The 15434-nt window shown below is 44.3% G+C and carries 18 protein-coding genes; 6 read left to right on the top strand and 12 right to left on the bottom strand.

The features are described from left to right. Nucleotides 1-8: 8 nt before the first annotated feature. The 5 genes from deoB to spoIIM form a co-directional block, all read right to left on the bottom strand. A complete protein-coding gene (deoB, locus tag D0463_RS02970; RefSeq protein ID WP_117304898.1) occupies nucleotides 9-1196 on the bottom strand; it encodes a phosphopentomutase in 1188 nt (395 codons plus the stop codon). A 328-nt stretch (nucleotides 1197-1524) separates the two neighbouring features. After that, entirely contained in the window at nucleotides 1525-2418 is an 894-nt protein-coding gene (gene xerD, locus D0463_RS02975) for a site-specific tyrosine recombinase XerD (RefSeq protein WP_117304900.1), read from the bottom strand. A 5-nt stretch (nucleotides 2419-2423) separates the two neighbouring features. Then, a complete protein-coding gene (locus tag D0463_RS02980; RefSeq protein ID WP_117304902.1) occupies nucleotides 2424-2651 on the bottom strand; it encodes a YqzK family protein in 228 nt (75 codons plus the stop codon). Between the two features lie 155 nt (nucleotides 2652-2806). Then, a complete protein-coding gene (gene fur / locus D0463_RS02985) occupies nucleotides 2807-3265 on the bottom strand; it encodes a ferric iron uptake transcriptional regulator (RefSeq protein WP_117304905.1) in 459 nt (152 codons plus the stop codon). Between the two features lie 108 nt (nucleotides 3266-3373). Continuing rightward, nucleotides 3374-4021: a stage II sporulation protein M gene (spoIIM, locus tag D0463_RS02990; RefSeq protein ID WP_117304907.1), complete on the bottom strand. Its 648-nt coding sequence runs from the start codon at nucleotides 4019-4021 to the stop codon at nucleotides 3374-3376. Between the two features lie 135 nt (nucleotides 4022-4156). Between spoIIM and D0463_RS02995 the strand changes: the two genes are divergently transcribed. After that, entirely contained in the window at nucleotides 4157-4720 is a 564-nt protein-coding gene (locus tag D0463_RS02995) for a GNAT family N-acetyltransferase (RefSeq protein WP_117304909.1), read from the top strand. A 701-nt stretch (nucleotides 4721-5421) separates the two neighbouring features. On the opposite strand, the gene D0463_RS03000 is transcribed toward D0463_RS02995, so the two are convergent. Then, nucleotides 5422-6594 (bottom strand): endonuclease Q family protein, encoded by a 1173-nt coding sequence (locus D0463_RS03000; protein WP_117304911.1) that lies wholly within the window; start codon nucleotides 6592-6594, stop codon nucleotides 5422-5424. Next, the gene (locus D0463_RS03005) at nucleotides 6595-7146 is read right to left on the bottom strand and encodes an NUDIX hydrolase (protein ID WP_117304913.1); all 552 of its coding nucleotides are present in this window, start codon (nucleotides 7144-7146) and stop codon (nucleotides 6595-6597) included. Nucleotides 7147-7233: 87 nt separating this feature from the next. Here D0463_RS03005 and mciZ point away from each other — a divergent pair, with 87 nt between their 5' ends. Together mciZ and D0463_RS03015 are read left to right on the top strand one after the other, a co-directional pair. Beyond that, on the top strand, nucleotides 7234-7386 hold the full coding sequence (gene mciZ, locus D0463_RS03010) for a Z-ring formation inhibitor MciZ (RefSeq protein ID WP_117304915.1): 153 nt from the start codon (nucleotides 7234-7236) through the stop codon (nucleotides 7384-7386). A 58-nt stretch (nucleotides 7387-7444) separates the two neighbouring features. Further along, nucleotides 7445-8365 carry an aldo/keto reductase gene (locus D0463_RS03015; RefSeq protein ID WP_117304918.1) on the top strand — a complete coding sequence of 307 codons (921 nt, stop codon included), beginning with the start codon at nucleotides 7445-7447 and terminating at the stop codon, nucleotides 8363-8365. Nucleotides 8366-9010: 645 nt separating this feature from the next. On the opposite strand, the gene D0463_RS03020 is transcribed toward D0463_RS03015, so the two are convergent. Beyond that, nucleotides 9011-9271, bottom strand: coding sequence for a YqkE family protein (locus tag D0463_RS03020; protein ID WP_117304920.1), 261 nt, complete (start codon nucleotides 9269-9271; stop codon nucleotides 9011-9013). 129 nt (nucleotides 9272-9400) lie between these two features. Between D0463_RS03020 and D0463_RS03025 the strand changes: the two genes are divergently transcribed. Further along, complete coding sequence (locus tag D0463_RS03025; RefSeq protein WP_117304923.1) at nucleotides 9401-10327, top strand: alpha/beta hydrolase; 927 nt, start codon at nucleotides 9401-9403, stop codon at nucleotides 10325-10327. A 24-nt stretch (nucleotides 10328-10351) separates the two neighbouring features. Here the strand turns inward: D0463_RS03025 and D0463_RS03030 are convergent, their stop codons facing one another. Further along, a complete protein-coding gene (locus D0463_RS03030; RefSeq protein WP_117304925.1) occupies nucleotides 10352-10681 on the bottom strand; it encodes an iron-sulfur cluster biosynthesis family protein in 330 nt (109 codons plus the stop codon). A gap of 316 nt (nucleotides 10682-10997) precedes the next feature. On the opposite strand from D0463_RS03030, the gene D0463_RS03035 reads away from it, so the two are divergent. Together D0463_RS03035 and D0463_RS03040 are read left to right on the top strand one after the other, a co-directional pair. Further along, nucleotides 10998-12263 (top strand): DNA polymerase IV, encoded by a 1266-nt coding sequence (locus D0463_RS03035; RefSeq protein WP_367946562.1) that lies wholly within the window; start codon nucleotides 10998-11000, stop codon nucleotides 12261-12263. Beyond that, entirely contained in the window at nucleotides 12260-12592 is a 333-nt protein-coding gene (locus D0463_RS03040) for a YolD-like family protein (protein ID WP_117304928.1), read from the top strand. Before D0463_RS03035 ends, D0463_RS03040 begins: the two co-directional genes overlap by 4 nt. A 40-nt stretch (nucleotides 12593-12632) precedes the next feature. Here D0463_RS03040 and D0463_RS03045 read toward each other — a convergent pair whose 3' ends face one another. The 3 genes from D0463_RS03045 to D0463_RS03055 all read right to left on the bottom strand — a co-directional run bounded on the left by D0463_RS03045 (nucleotide 12633) and on the right by D0463_RS03055 (nucleotide 15093). Beyond that, complete coding sequence (locus D0463_RS03045; protein WP_117304930.1) at nucleotides 12633-13160, bottom strand: DUF3221 domain-containing protein; 528 nt, start codon at nucleotides 13158-13160, stop codon at nucleotides 12633-12635. Between the two features lie 167 nt (nucleotides 13161-13327). Then, nucleotides 13328-14119: an SDR family NAD(P)-dependent oxidoreductase gene (locus D0463_RS03050; protein WP_117304933.1), complete on the bottom strand. Its 792-nt coding sequence runs from the start codon at nucleotides 14117-14119 to the stop codon at nucleotides 13328-13330. 14 nt (nucleotides 14120-14133) lie between these two features. Further along, nucleotides 14134-15093: an MBL fold metallo-hydrolase gene (locus tag D0463_RS03055; RefSeq protein WP_367946563.1), complete on the bottom strand. Its 960-nt coding sequence runs from the start codon at nucleotides 15091-15093 to the stop codon at nucleotides 14134-14136. Nucleotides 15094-15434: the final 341 nt, after the last annotated feature.

Below are 15434 nucleotides of genomic sequence, written 5' to 3' on the forward strand. Positions count from 1 at the left end.
AACTCTCCTTATTTAATATCCCCTAAAAAGTTTTTGCCGTAAGACGGCATTTTCACTTTAAAATTGGCAGCTACGGCAGCCGCGATATCAGCAAACGTTTCTCTTACCGGAAGCTCTTTCCCGGTTCCAAACCGCTTGGAGTAAACGAGCAGCGGTACATACTCACGTGTATGGTCCGTCCCGGAATGGACGGGATCGTTTCCGTGGTCTGCCGTAATGATTAATAAATCATCCTCTGTCAGTTTATCAAGTACTTCCGGCATGCGGGCATCAAATTCTTCCAGCGCCTTGCCATAACCTTCCGGATCCCGGCGATGTCCATATAGCGCATCGAAATCAACAAGATTCAAAAAGCTTAATCCGGTAAAGTCCATATCGATTGTCTGCAGCAATTTGTCCATGCCATCCATATTGGATACTGTTCGCAATGATTCGGTTACGCCCTCGCCATCATAAATATCGGAAATCTTGCCGATCGCAAGCACGTCGTACCCTCCGTCCTTTAATTCATTCATGACGGTCCTGTCGAACGGCTTTAACGCGTAATCATGGCGATTGGATGTCCTTTTAAAGCTTCCCGGTTCACCGACAAACGGTCGGGCAATTACCCGGCCAACCTTGAATTCATCAGCCATTGTAATTTCACGGGCAATCTCACAGATTTTATATAACTCGTCTATTGGCACTACATCTTCATGTGCGGCAATTTGCAGAACGGAGTCCGCAGATGTGTAGACGATCAGCGCCCCTGTTTTCATATGCGTTTCGCCGAGCTCATCTAGAATTTCGGTTCCGCTTGCCGGTTTATTGCCAATGATGCTGCGGCCCGTTTTGGCCTGAAGCTCCTGGATGAGCAATTCAGGAAAGCCATCCGGGAAGACACGAAACGGGGTAGTGATGTTCAACCCCATAATCTCCCAATGGCCGGTCATCGTATCCTTGCCCGTTGAAGCTTCCTTCATTTTCGTATAATAAGCAGTTGGCTGATCAGCCTTTGGAATCCCTTTAATTTCCCGAATGTTGCTTAAGCCCATTTTGCCAAGAGTCGGCATGTTTAATCCATTCATTCTTTCTCCAATATGGCCAAGAGTGTCGGCTCCCTTATCTCCAAACAGTTCAGCATCAGGTGCCTCCCCGATCCCCACAGAGTCCATCACCATCAAAAATATTCGTTTAAAGTCTGAATTCTCCTTCATGCTATCCCTCCTATAAAAATATAATGTTTTCAAGGCTATATATGGTTTCATTTTACCCTTATAACGAACAAATAATCTCTCATCATATGTAACCGCTTTTAATGTCGGAAGTCTGACATCTATATTGTAAACGATTGGTTCTGTTTCTGCCAAATGTTATGTAAAAACGAAGAACACCCTCTGATTGTTTCTATAGAAGACTAGCAGATTGACGATCTTCCAAGCCGATACTTTAACATAGCTGTACATATTACAGATTGGTTTTTCCTATGTGCCTAAAAAGCTGACTATCCTTTAGTCAGCTCTCTTAACTATTAATCTAGTTATTTTACGCACGCGGATGAAACTTGGAGTAGACATCCTTCAAACGAACATTCGTTACATGTGTATAAATTTGTGTTGTTGAAATATCCGCGTGGCCGAGCATTTCCTGGACAGCGCGGAGATCGGCCCCGTTTATCAATAAATGCGTCGCAAATGAGTGCCTTAACGTATGCGGGGTTAGTTCTTTTTCAATATTCGCTTCCCGGGCCAGCTTTTTAAGAATTTTCCAGAAGCCTTGGCGTGTAAGCCTGTTTCCATGGTGATTTAAAAAAAGGGAATCCGTTTTTTTCTTATGGCTGGCAAGCCTCCCCCGGCCCCGGTCCAAATACTGTTCAATCGCAGCCAGTGCTGTTTTGCCGATCGGAATGATCCGTTCCTTATTCCCTTTTCCGACACAGCGGACAAATCCCATCGATCCATGAATATCGCTGATCTCGAGATTAATCAGCTCACTCACCCGCATGCCAGTTGCATAAAGCAGCTCAAGCATCGCTTTATCCCTGAACCCGTATTGATCCTTAAGTTTAGGAGCTTCAAGAAGAGCCTCAACTTCTTCCTGACTCAAAACCTTCGGCAGACTTCTCTCCGCCTGGGGTGTTTCAATATGAACCGATGGATCGGTATCACTTACCTTTTCGCGAATCAGAAATTGGTGGAAAGAACGGATCGATGCGATATGGCGGGCAAGCGTTTTCGAAGACTTCCCCTGATCCTTTAAATGAGCTAGAAAATGAATGATATTCACTCTGCGGCAGTCATTCCAATCCGGCAGCTGTTCAACATTTTTCACATAGGACATATACGACTTCAAATCACGCTCATATGAAATAAGCGTATTTTTGGCCAACCCTTTTTCAACTGTTAAAAAATGAATAAAATCTCTTAGCTGGTCTTCCATTTGCATTACTCCCCGTCTAAATAGAAAAGCATTAACCGGTCTACCCAGGAACCCTCGCGAGCTTCCACAGCCTTTGTAACTTTAATTGCCGCTCCTTTGGGTTCGTCATACCGATGGTAGTTTTCATATTCCTCATTTAACCATATCATTCCGATATAAAAAAGAACAGTAAAGCCCACAAAAAGAATGAAAACTTTTCCTGTATGCAGAACAAGCTTAATCGATGATCTCATGTGCTTTTCTTCCCCTCCGTTCTACTTCTTGCGCCTCACACTTATTTCAATTTATGCCAAGAAGGACAAGTTTTATACATAATAACGGAGAGAATGGTCCATAATAAGGAATTTATCTATACAAAAGCCCTTTCCATGACGGGAAAGGGCGGCTATCATTCATTTTCATCTTTTAATTTATCATGGCATCGATGGCAGATTCCATGAAACGTTAATCTATGATCCTTGATCTTGAAATTCCAATCCCGTTCAACAATGGCCTCCACGTCTTCAAGCAGGTCATCCTGGATTTCATCGACAGCACCACATTCTATGCACACCAGATGGTGGTGAAAGTGGGCGGCACCCTCCTGCCGCAGGTCATAGCGGGATACTCCGTCCCCAAAATTTATTTTATCTACTATTTTTAATTCAGTAAGCAATTCAAGCGTACGATACACAGTTGCTAAACCGATTTCCGGCGATTTTTCTTTGACAAGGAGGTAAACGTCTTCGGCGCTTAAATGATCCTCTTCATGTTCAAGTAACACGCGGACGGTTGCTTCCCGCTGAGGCGTAAGTTTATAGCTTGACGAGTGCAACTGTTTTTTTATTCTATCAATTCTGTTTTCCATCCCTTTTCCCTCCCGCGCGCCGCTATCTATATTATTATAACAAAAGAGGGAAAACTGTCAAAACTGATTTAAAGGACCCTCGGAAAAATATTATGATACAAGGAATGTTTAATTGCCAAGAAAACTTACGACGCTTTTCATCAGTGGAGGCGACACGTAAGCTTCAATTGCCGCCGCGACTGAGAGAAATACGATTGAAACCGCCAGCGAAAAGACATAGCGGGAGATAATCGGCTTTAACGGTTCGCGAACCTGCTTTAAAAACACTCTCCGGATCATTTTCATTGAGAGTGAAACGGAAAGAGCGGCAATAATGATAAAGATTGGAACGATAAAGACATTCTGCGGCAAGATGGAGACAAAGGAAAGCAAAAAACCGTTCCATCCCATTTGATTGACCAAAAAGCCGACGGTAAACCCAACTACCATTCCTTTCAAGAATAATAGAATCAAAATAACCGGCAAGCCGATAACCGAGATGCCAAGAATCCAGATAAACCCGATATATTTTACATTATGGGACAGGCTTTGTAAGAACATTTCATGGTCGGACGTGATCTTCCCCTGTGAAACCTGTCCAAAAAATTGGGATAGATAATAAAATAAATCCTCTTTTTGCGTAAAACTCAGGCTATTCACAAGGACGGCGCCAAATATGACACCCATTAAAAACAAAACGATTATGAATACATACAGCGAGGAATGCTCAGTGATATGTTTAATTGCAGCGTTTTGAATGACAGACCTTCTTTTCATCTTCAATCCTCCCAATTGTCGTTACTAGATTCTATGTTTGGAAGAATCATTTATGACTGTGATCCGGCAAAAAAGGTTACCATATCCGCTGACATATGTTATGATTTTCCATATTGTTTATCTGGGGGTATTTTAATGAAACCGATATTGAGGGAATTCCCTGATAGGATAGAATCAGAAAGGCTTTACATTAGACCTTGCATGCCTGGCGATGGAAAAACGGTCCATAAAGCGATTACACACTCAAAAACAGAATTGATAGAATGGCTTCCATTTGCTAAGCATGATTCCACGGAAGACGATACTGAAGCGGGCATCCGCAAGGCTTATGCGAGTTTTATCGAACGGGAGGATTTCCGTCTGCATATTTACCGGAAAGCGGATGATATGTTTATCGGTTCTACGGGACTTCATAGAATAGATTGGGATCTGCCGAAATTCGAGATTGGCTACTGGATTGATACGAGACATAGGAAAAAAGGCTATATGACTGAAGCGGTCGAAGCGCTTACCGCCTTTGCATTTGACTATTACGGGGCAAACCGGGTAGAAATCCGCTGCGACCCGGCAAACGAAAACAGCCGGCATATTCCTGAAAAACTAGGGTTCACGCTCGAAGGCATCCTGCGGAATAGCAGCTTGAGCGCTGATGGTTTGGACTTGAGAGATACATGCGTGTATGCGAAGATTGCTAAATGAGAGATGAAAACCCGTCCACTGAATGGTGGACGGGCCAGATTGTCGACAAAAGGGGTTCGGAATGGTCTCATTCCGAACCCCTTTTTAGTGATTATTTCTATTTTTGCTTATTTTGAGTGTGAATGGACCTCACTTAGCCTTATTTATTAGGCCATTTCTGGACCTTGCCATGTCCAGTTTGCTATCTTCTTCAAATTCACGGCAGCGAAAGTAAGCATCGCCTGCATCAACAATTTTTTAAGTCCCCTTAACGTTGTCCCCATTTTAAAATGGATTTTAGGAACGTTCCATAGTAAACGTTTAAAAGCCTGTTGATTGGAGTGGAAGGCGCGAAGACTCCTGCGGGAGCAGCGGGACAGGTGAGACCCCGCAGGAGCATGCGACGAGGAGGCTCACCGCCCGCCCCTAAGGTGCGCGAAGCGCCTGGAACGGAAATCAACAGACCCCATTAACAGGCCAAATAAAAAAATAACTGCAGGCAAACTCGATTTCATCCAGTTTGTCTACAGTCTGACCCGTCCACTGTGGTGGACGGGCAATTTCTTTTGTCAAAATAGAGGCTGGATAGACGGCGAGATCGGTTTGTTATTCGAACTAACGGTTTTATTGCCCGAACAAGCATGTTTTTATTGTCGGAATAGCGATTTATTATCTAAACTGAAGATTTATTATCCAAGCTGGGATTTTATTATCCAAAACACCTATTCCGTTTTTACTTTCCCGTATTTGCCACCACCGCCGGCTTCTATGTCAAGCCTCCCCTTTCTTGCTAAATCGATATAGCCGGCGATTTTGTCGGGGACGATTTCCTTTATTTGTTCGATGTTCGCGCGGTGCAGGATGTCCATTTCCGTTCCCAACGCCTGAAGCAGACGTTCCATCGACTTTGGTCCGAGGCCGGGAATGAACTCTAACGGTACCTGATGGATGTATGGAGGACGTTCTCTTAAATTTGTCGGCGGAGATTCCGCTGAAAGCTCTTTAATCCGGTGTGAGACGCCTTTAATGATCTTTTTGCTCCCACATTCCGGACAGATGCGATCTATATCCTCCACAGGATACAAGCATACCTGGCAAACGGTGCGGTGGTACTTGCCAAGCCAGGGATTCAGCCCGTAGTTGGCTGAAATTCTCCTCCCATCCATTTCTTTCAACGCCTTTTCCAGCTCGATAAAATTCGGGTTCGCAAGATCCATCTTCTGGTATTCTCTCGCAATTTTATTAAGTGAATGGGCATCTGAATTCGTTAGGAATGTAAACGGGTTCAGCTCGCTTATATTTACAGCCATGGACGTATCTGAACTAAGTCCGAGCTCAACCCCATCTATCAGAGCGGGATCAAGCACTTCCTCCAGGCTCTTATCCACTCCTTTTCCGTAAAGGCTCTTAAAAGGGGTGAAAACATGCGCTGGAATAAACAGGCCGCCAAGAGCTTTTGCTGTGCGCTGCAGCGTCCGGGCATCACAGTAAATTCTTTGGGAGCTCAGCGTAATATTTGAGACATAGCCACTCATCCACGCTGAAAATTCCTTCATGATTGCAAGAGTTGGAAAATAAGCCAGCACGTGAATGGGTCCCTTGCTATTCCCGTCATACACTTCAATTTCAGAGCCGGGAATGAGCGTGGTTGTGCCGTATTGGAGGCCACCTTCCGGATTCTCGGAAATCTCCCCTTTCCTGATGAGATCCTCGATTTCCTCCAATACTTCAGGCGAATGACAATCAATGACCCCAATCATATCAAGGCCTTTTCGTTCCCGGGATATTCTTAGCACATTTTCGAGCGTCAATGTCCTGGCACCTGTAATCTTTACAGCCTTTCCACTCTTCGTCCTGCCGATATGGATATGCAGGTCGACGTAATAAGCTTTCATTTATTGTTCCAGCGCCTTTCTAAGCTGCAAATATTGAACGGCATAAGCGGTTTTTGCGTCGCGGATTTTTCCTTCCTTCATATATTGTTCTGCCTCTTCAAGCGTTAGTTCATACACCTCTACAAATTCATCTTCATCTCCCGGGGCCGCATTTTCCTTTTTCTGGAGGTTATGGGCAAAGTAAATGTGGACAAGTTCATCGGCAAATCCCGGGGAAGTATAAAAGGAGATGACATGCTCCATTCTTTCACACTCATAACCAGTTTCCTCTTCTAGCTCCCGGGATGCGGTGTGCAGCGGCTCTTCGCCGATTTCAAGCTTTCCTGCTGGTATTTCAACAAGGCTGCGCTCCATTGCTTTTCTGTACTGCTCCACCATGACGATTTTATTTTCTTGCGTAATAGCGATGATTGCAACCGCACCCGGATGCTTGATGATTTCTCTTTTGCTTCGATTTCCATCTGGCAGTTCAACTTCATCGACCTGCAGGCTGATTACTTTTCCTTCAAATATCTTTTCCGTTGATACTGTCTTTTCTTCAAACTTCTTCATTTTTTCACTCCCTGTTCTAAGGTAAGGACAATTGTTCATACATTTTACCATAACACAGGAAAACTTCACTTATGGAGGCTGTTATGAATGAAGGTATATGTATTGGACAAAGGAATCGTACTGGTGGGAAAAGGCTGGGAAATCAGAGAAAAGCTCAAAGAATATCAGAATCAATATGCGTATGTAAACGACTGGGTTCGGGATGTGCATCGACAGGCACCGGCAAAACGAGTCAAGTGAATTCTTTGTGATGAGCCGCTCCCTGCTATACAATATATTTAAAAAGGGAGTGGGTACATTGAGACAAAGAAGATTGGGCAATTCCGATTTGAACGTTTCGGAAATGGGACTGGGCTGCATGTCGCTTGGAACGAACGAGAAAGAAGCAGCCCGCATTATAAAAACAGCCCTAGACGCAGGGATTAATTACTTTGATACTGCTGATTTATATGATTTCGGTCGCAATGAAGAAATTGTCGGCAAAACGCTAAAGTCTGTCCGGGACCAGGTCGTCATTGCCACAAAGGTCGGCAACCGCTGGAATGAAAGCAAAGACAGCTGGAGCTGGGATCCATCCGGTGCCTACATAAAGAAAGCAGTCAAAGACAGCTTAAAGCGTCTAGCTACCGATTATATCGACCTTTACCAACTTCACGGCGGCACGACAGAAGACAATATCGATGAGACCATCGGGGCATTTGAGGATTTGAAAAAAGAAGGAGTCATCCGTTATTACGGGATTTCTTCCATACGACCGAACGTCATTAAGCAATATGTTAAAAAATCCGGGCTTGTTTCCGTCATGATGCAGTACAGCCTGCTTGACCGGCGTCCTGAGGAATGGATGCCGCTTTTATCGGAAAACAACATCCATATCATCGCCAGAGGTCCGGTCGCGAAAGGGCTATTGAGCGATAAAATGCTTGAAAAAGCTTCAACTACTGTTAAGGAACAAGGTTTTCTAGACTACAGCTATGCGGAGCTTGAAGAATTATTGCCTGCTTTAAAAGACAAGCTTTCACCAAGATATATGAATGAAATTGCCCTTCAGTATGTACTATCACACAAGGCTGTCGGCGCGGTCATCCCGGGAGCCAGTTCAATCCAGCAGCTACGTGAAAATTGCCGGGCCCTCAATGCGGCTCCGCTTTCCGAGGAAGAAATCACCCTTCTTAAAAAGCTGACAAAAGCCAGCACCTATGAAGCACACCGGGATTAGATAAAGGAATCTGATTTTTTGTAGCTGGTTCCGGGTTTTGTAGCGAGGATTTTTTGTAGTTAACTTACTCATGATTGTAGCCAGGTTGCGGACTTTTGTTCCGGGCATTTTCGTTTTATAGCCAGAGCGGGATTTCGTAGCAGAAATTTCTTTTTTGCAGCTGACTTTCTGTTGATTGTAGCCGAGTTGAGGGCTTTTGTAGCGGGAATTTTCGTTTTGTAGCCAACGCGGCATTTCGTAGCGGAAATTTCTTTTTTGTAGCTGACTTTCTGCTGATTGTAGCCGAGTTGAGGACTTTTGTAGCGGAGATTTTCGTTTTGTAGTCAACGCAGCATTTCATAGCGGAAATTTCTTTTTTGTCGTCGGTTTTCTGCTGATTGTAGCCGGGTTAAGGACTTTTGGAGCGTGAAACTCCATTTTGTAGCCAGTCCCCGATTTCAATCTTGTCACGATTTTGGAAAAATGAGAGGAAAGTTTATTATTCCTCAACTAAAATCCGCCACACACTTAATTTTTAAAGAAAACTCGTCGATTGACGAGCCTTTTAAGGCGAAGGCAGAGACGAAGTTGCACTTATGCAGAAAGGAAAGTTTATACTTTCCTTTCTGCCAATAAAAACGGGAGTCGATCGGACTCCCTTATCACTTACTTAAAGTTCTTCCAATCCATCCCGCTTTCATTTAGCAGTTCCTCGAAGGATTTATTTTTTTCTTTCTGTCTGCGTTCCTCTTTCCTTTTCGCTTCCTCGGCTGCCTTTTTCGTCGCTTCCTCTTCAGAAAGTTGTTTTTGCTGTTCGCGAAGCTTCGCCATTATATCGCCATTAATAAGGTCTCCAAGCTTTAAGGAATCATCTTCTTTTTTCTTGCTTTGATTCTGATTTTTATGTGTTTGCTGTTTCTTTTTCATCAGCATTTCCTCCCTGGATTCATGATTTCATTATACCACGTCTGCCTTGCTTCTTTTTCAAAGGTGCTTTTCCCATTTACTTAATGGTAAAATTAAGTAATGATTGTGGAATGAACTGGAGGATTTTTTATGAAGAAATGGTTTGTTATCCTGGGAAGCATTTTCGCTTACATAATCGGTATCGGTGTTTATTTTTCAAATCGGGTGCTGTATATGAAAAAGAAGGAAGAAACGTTTGTCCGTGATCGGGAAATTACAGCAAAGCGTCTTATCGTTTCTGAATTCGATGCCCTCCGGAAAGAAGAAGTCTGGGTTTCTTCCCCTTCCGGCTATCCATTGAATTGTGTGTTCATTGAACCCCATGAGACCAAAAAATGGATGATTATCTGCCACGGTGTCACAGAGAATAAAATAAACTCGATTAAATATATGAATATCTTTTTGAAGCGCGGTTTCAATGCAGTCATCTATGATCATCGCCGTCATGGCGGGTCCGGGGGCCGCACAAGCAGCTATGGCCACTATGAGAAGCTTGATTTAAAAGCGGTCGTTGATGAATTAAAGCGAAGAAAGGGCAGCGATATCACGCTTGGTATCCACGGTGAATCAATGGGAGCGGCCACGCTTTTGTTATATGCGGGTACCATTGAGGATGGAGCCGATTTTTATATCGCCGATTGTCCATTTTCGGATTTTGAAGCACAGCTAAAGCATCAATTAAGAAAAGAGGTTCCGCTTCCTGATTGGATGGTGCTTCCGATCGGGAATGCTTTCATCAAGCTACGGGGCGGCTACCGCATCAGGGATATATCCCCAATCGCTTCTGTAAAAAACATACGAAAACCGGTATTGTTTATCCATAGCGTGCCGGACGATTTCATCCCGGTCGCGATGACAAAAGAGCTATACAAAGCAAAAGAAGGTGCGAAACAGCTCTATCTCCCCGCCGTCGGAGCCCACGCCCAATCTTATAATGAAAACAAGGAAGAATACGAGGAAGTGATTGACCGTTTCCTGAGCGAATTTGTTTTTTCTGAAGAAAATGAAAGGGGCTGACGTAAATGTCAGCCCCGCTTCATTTTATCCTGCTGTCCGGTCAAAAAAGCTCATGCGCGGATTAAGCATCCCGTTTGGGCTTTTTAATTGGAAGCTGTTTGCATCTGGTACAAAATCAATTTTCATCACATCGTCCATAAAAATCATTTTGGACTTTTCTATATAAACCGGCAGATAATTCGTTTCGATTCTTTCACTATTCTGCTCAACATCATCGGCAAACCAAAGGGCTGTTACTCCGCTAACAACACAGCCGCATCCGTCCGTATCGTATTTTAATGTAAGATATCCGTTCTGTCCATTCACTTTCTCGGTAGCCTTTTTAATCGCTCCTTCAGTCCACTCTATGTTCATCTTAAATCCCCTTTCTCTTCAGGAAACCCTGTTATTATTATACCTTAAGTAATACACTCTGTTAATTAATCTGATTTCAGTCTCTGGGATTTTCCTGCTATTACATTTTCCTATCTCCAAACAAAATATGAAACATTTGTTCTCATTTCCATCTTTTAAATCTTGAATACGGATCATATGTTCGCATATAATAGAACAAAAGTGCTATACAGGGGTGCATAATCATGAATAACAACAGAGATAAAAAAGATGGCAGCAAAAGCCTTTACAGGGACCAGTTCCGGTTTAGGTTCGTGGAGAGAGTTGGGATCATGTCATGATCGATTACTCAACCCTTCCCCGCCACGATGTTCTTTGCGTGGATATGAAATCATTTTTTGCTTCAGTTGAAGCCGTTAATCTTGGGTTGGATCCATTGACTGCCTTTATCGCAGTTGTCGGCGACAAAAAACGGTCAGGAAGCATTGTTCTGGCAGCTTCACCGATGATGAAAAAGCACTATCGCATTAAAACAGGCAGCCGTTTATTTGAAATCCCGACTCACGACCCCAGTATTCGCGTGGTCGAAGCAAACATGGGTCTTTATTTAGAAATATCGACTGCCATTACAAGACGAATGAATGAATTCGTCCCCATGGAAGCGATTCACCAATATTCGATTGATGAATTCTGGCTCACGGCTGATGGCACCCGGGCTTTGTTTGGGGATCGATTCGAGGTTGCCGAGAAAATCAAAAAGGCGATCTTGCAGGACTTTGGCCTGCCAAGCTGCATTGGCATTGGCCCAAACCGCTTTCTCTCAAAGGTTATTCTTGACACGAAGTCCAAAAAGGAAGGAATCGCCGAATGCCAATATGAAGATGTCCAAGAAAAGCTTTGGCCTTTGCCGATTGAGGAAATCTGGGGCATCGGCCGCCGGATGAAAGGAAACCTGAACCGTCTGGGGATCGTCACACTGGGTGATCTCGCCCAGTATCCTCTCCCCCTCTTACAGAAGCGATATGGCATCATGGGCGAACAATTATGGTACCATGCCTGGGGCGTTGATCGTTCCCCTGTCTTGGGAAATCCAGGCGACAACAGCCACAGCACGCAAAAGGGATACGGACACGGCATCACCCTTTTACGGGACTATACCGGTGATGAGGTACCGGCCGTGTTGCTCGATTTGGCGGAAGAAGTATGCCGGCGCGCCCGCACCGCTAACATGAGTGGCCGCACGATCCATTTCGGCATCGGCTACTCCACATACCAGGGCGGGGGTGGTTTTAGCCGATCCCGGAGTGTTGACCTCCCAACAAACGTCACCCTTGATGTCTATAATATCTGTATGGACTTGTTTAAAGAGAATCATAGCGGAGGCATCATCCGTTCTGTCCACCTTTCACTTAATAACTTAAGCCCCGACGACGGCGCCCAGCTCAACCTGTTTGAAAACAACGAGAGAAAACACCAGCTCGGCTATGTAATGGACAGCATTCGGGCTAAATACGGCTCAACGGCCATTCTGCGGGCACGCAGCTACACGGACGCCGGCGTTGCCCTTGAACGAAGCAAGAAGATCGGGGGGCACCGCGCATGAGAGACAGAGGTTCGATTAAATGGACGGCCATGATGTTACCCGAACATAAGAAAATGCTTGCCGATCTTTATGAGGAACAAAAGCACGTAACGAAGCCAGAGCTTGACGAGCAGAAGCTGGAAGAGTTAAACGACATTATACGAGTAGCGCTGGGCCACACGTTGAATGTTAAGGTTACGTTTTATCGGCATCACGGATTTCATTCTGTGAGAGGGCAAATAGCCAAAATTAATGAGCTTGTTAAAGTGATTTCGGTTATGGATGATTCAGGCGAGGAGCATCATATATCGTTTGAGGATATACTTAATATAGAGATCGATCGAAAATAAACGTAAAGCCCCTGGCTCGCACCAGGGGCTTTAGCAAGTTTCAATCCTGATATATTATTTCATAGGAAAGCTCATCAACGGTCACGAAAAAAGAAGCGTCCGTGTTCGACCGGCTCATCATCTCAAGCTGATAAGCCTTTTCTGCGGCCAGATAGGTGACCTTTCTCACAAAAAAACGCTGACTTTCACCTTCTTGCAGAAAAGAAATAGCCGATGCGACAACTTTCTGCTCCGTCAAACTTTGTCTGTCTTTCTGGATCATAATCAGTCTCGCATCAGCCCGGCTTGGAATGGACTCTTTCAGGTCCCCTTCGTACCATACCTTTGCCTTCATGCCTATTTCTAAATCTTTAAAGCTCAGTTCCTCCCCGTCGGAGTCTTTAATGGATGTATCTTCTGATAGTGTGTAGTATGTATTTTTAATGAGTACGCTTTCTCCGTCTGCCAGGTCCGTGATAAATCCGGCTGCCCCGATGCTGATTGCCTCGTTATGAGTTCCAAACTCTAGACTGCAGCCGGCAAGCAGGATACAAACAAATACATGCAGAAGCAAAATAACCCTTGCCATCAATTTCTTCCCCCTCCAGAACAATAGATAAAGAATTGGCGAGTCATAAGGCGAAGATTAGGTGTAGTTGTCCTTATGAAGATAGGAAAGTCTACGCTCTTCTATCTGATCAAAAATCTCGGAAGTGGTTACACGCGCATTAAACACATAAATTCAGGATATCGTCCCTATTTCTTAAAAAGCGCCTTTTTCCCCAGTCTTTCCACCGTCCTCGGGAATAGCGTATAAAAAACACTCCCCAGGTTCATCCAGCCCGGGAGATTGATTTCCCGTCTTTTCGTAAAAATCGCGGCGACAATTTTCTCGGCGACATAATCAGGCTGCAGCATGAATCTTTCGACGTTTTTCACATACGTGCCCGACTCATCCGCGACATTAAAAAAGTTTGTCGCAATCGGTCCCGGATTAACGGTTGTCACAAAAACATGGTCTTTCATTAATTCAAGCCGGAGACTGTTCGAGTAGCCCAATACCGCATGCTTCGTTGCCGAATAGACACCTGATTTGGGCGTGGCGATTTTCCCGGCTTGCGAGGCAATGTTAATGATATGCCCTGTTTGGCGCCGTTTCATGGAAGGAAGAACCATCTGGGTACAGGCAATCAAGCCAAGAACATTTACATCGAACATCGCTTTTGTTTCCTCGAGGTCCGCTTCATGGGCTTCTTTAAAAACGCCAAAGCCCGCGTTGTTGATCAGCACATCAATATCCCCGGCAGTTGCCTTAATCTCTTCAAATACCCGTTTGATGGCTATCGTATCCGCCACGTCCAGTTTAAAAGCGTATACTTCTGTCTGATATTGCGCTGTGATTTCCTTTTTAAGCTCATTTAATTTATCAATGCTTCGGGCGAGAAGGACGACGCGTGCGCCCTCCCTTGCAGAGCGGATTGCCGTCTCCCTGCCAATCCCGCCTGAAGCTCCGGTTATGACCACACATTTGCCTTGCAGTCTGCTCACTTGTTTCACCTCCATCATTGGTTGACAGAATAAATCGTTGTTCCTGAATTGGTTTCCGCTTTGATTTCTCCCAAATTCTCTAAATAGTCAAGCTGGCCGACTGTTTCTGAAAGCGTTAACCCCAATTCCTTCTGGTAGACACTAGGGAAGAGCTGCTTGCATATTTCAAAGCCAGTGGAAGGCTTTTCCTCAATCATCTTCTTGACGCTCATGGCCCGCTGATGCTGCCGTTCCCTTTGTTTTTTGATCAATCCCGGAACGTCAAACACTTCATTGCCATGGCCTGTGTACAGCATGGCTATCGATAATTCAAGGCATTTCTTTAAAGAGTGATTGTATTGCAACAGCGGTTTTGGCCGTTCACTCCCCTTTTCGATTGGAGGCTCCATCAGTGGATTGGGCGATATTTTTTCGAGCAAATGATCTCCGCCAATCATCACACCATCTTTTTCACGGTAAAGAGAAATATGGCTTTGGGCATGACCAAAGGTTTCGATCACTTTCCAATCCGGATGGCCCGGTATACTGTCTCCTTCCAAAAGGCCGGAACGAAGCGTACGCGGACTAATATACTTTGCCGAGCGACGGAATTGCGTAATCAATGATCTATATTCGGCCGGAACCCCCAGCTGTGTTGCAAAATCGAGATAAAATTTTTCGTGCTCCACCATAAAATCTTCAGTCATAAGCAGAAATCTCTGATTATTAGGATGACCGTATATCGAAACATCCTCAGAAAAAAAACCAAGACCGCCTGCATGATCAGGGTGATGGTGCGTTAATACGATTTGTTCAATATCACCCAGTTTCAAACCAAGCTCCCGGAGCCCCTGTTCAAGTGCTTCTTTCCCATCTTCGGTCTGCAAGCCTGTATCGATCAATGTCAATGTATCGCCTTTAATGAGATACACATTTACATTTCCTACCGCAAACGGGGTCGGCAAGGAAATTTTAGCAATATTATTTTTCCACATAGTCACTTATCCACCTTGAATTATTATATTTATATAGAAAACGATTTAATAGTAAATATTTTACCTCTATGCTGGATAATTGTCATTATTTTCATGAACATGATGATAGAATTTTTTTGATTTTTCTCAAAAAAATAAACTTGACAGCAAGCTTGTCCATCCTCCATAATCACTAGTAACTATACGACACGGCATTAGAATAAGGCTAGTAGATAAATTATGGCGAAAGAGAGTGAAGCCCAGCGGCTGAAAAGCTTCACCGCCCTCTGGTTTATTGAACCTACCTTATGAGCCTTTAGGCAAACCTAACGTAATTCCGGCGATAACGGATTTTGAGTTGC

Origin of the sequence: Bacillus sp. V59.32b (genome assembly GCF_003429085.1) — a bacterium.
In the GTDB taxonomy this organism is placed as follows: Bacteria; Bacillota; Bacilli; order Bacillales; family DSM-1321; genus Peribacillus.

Excerpts from the sequence above, each read along its gene's own strand:
- deoB (WP_117304898.1), bottom strand. The coding sequence starts at position 1,196 with ATGAAGGAGAATTCAGACTTTAAACGAATATTTTTGATGGTGATGGAC.
- xerD (WP_117304900.1), bottom strand. The coding sequence starts at position 2,418 with ATGGAAGACCAGCTAAGAGATTTTATTCATTTTTTAACAGTTGAAAAA.
- D0463_RS02980 (WP_117304902.1), bottom strand. The coding sequence starts at position 2,651 with ATGAGATCATCGATTAAGCTTGTTCTGCATACAGGAAAAGTTTTCATT.
- fur (WP_117304905.1), bottom strand. The coding sequence starts at position 3,265 with ATGGAAAACAGAATTGATAGAATAAAAAAACAGTTGCACTCGTCAAGC.
- spoIIM (WP_117304907.1), bottom strand. The coding sequence starts at position 4,021 with ATGAAAAGAAGGTCTGTCATTCAAAACGCTGCAATTAAACATATCACT.
- D0463_RS02995 (WP_117304909.1), top strand. The coding sequence starts at position 4,157 with ATGAAACCGATATTGAGGGAATTCCCTGATAGGATAGAATCAGAAAGG.
- D0463_RS03000 (WP_117304911.1), bottom strand. The coding sequence starts at position 6,594 with ATGAAAGCTTATTACGTCGACCTGCATATCCATATCGGCAGGACGAAG.
- D0463_RS03005 (WP_117304913.1), bottom strand. The coding sequence starts at position 7,146 with ATGAAGAAGTTTGAAGAAAAGACAGTATCAACGGAAAAGATATTTGAA.
- mciZ (WP_117304915.1), top strand. The coding sequence starts at position 7,234 with ATGAAGGTATATGTATTGGACAAAGGAATCGTACTGGTGGGAAAAGGC.
- D0463_RS03020 (WP_117304920.1), bottom strand. The coding sequence starts at position 9,271 with ATGAAAAAGAAACAGCAAACACATAAAAATCAGAATCAAAGCAAGAAA.
- D0463_RS03025 (WP_117304923.1), top strand. The coding sequence starts at position 9,401 with ATGAAGAAATGGTTTGTTATCCTGGGAAGCATTTTCGCTTACATAATC.
- D0463_RS03030 (WP_117304925.1), bottom strand. The coding sequence starts at position 10,681 with ATGAACATAGAGTGGACTGAAGGAGCGATTAAAAAGGCTACCGAGAAA.
- D0463_RS03035 (WP_367946562.1), top strand. The coding sequence starts at position 10,998 with ATGATCGATTACTCAACCCTTCCCCGCCACGATGTTCTTTGCGTGGAT.
- D0463_RS03040 (WP_117304928.1), top strand. The coding sequence starts at position 12,260 with ATGAGAGACAGAGGTTCGATTAAATGGACGGCCATGATGTTACCCGAA.
- D0463_RS03045 (WP_117304930.1), bottom strand. The coding sequence starts at position 13,160 with ATGGCAAGGGTTATTTTGCTTCTGCATGTATTTGTTTGTATCCTGCTT.
- D0463_RS03055 (WP_367946563.1), bottom strand. The coding sequence starts at position 15,093 with ATGTGGAAAAATAATATTGCTAAAATTTCCTTGCCGACCCCGTTTGCG.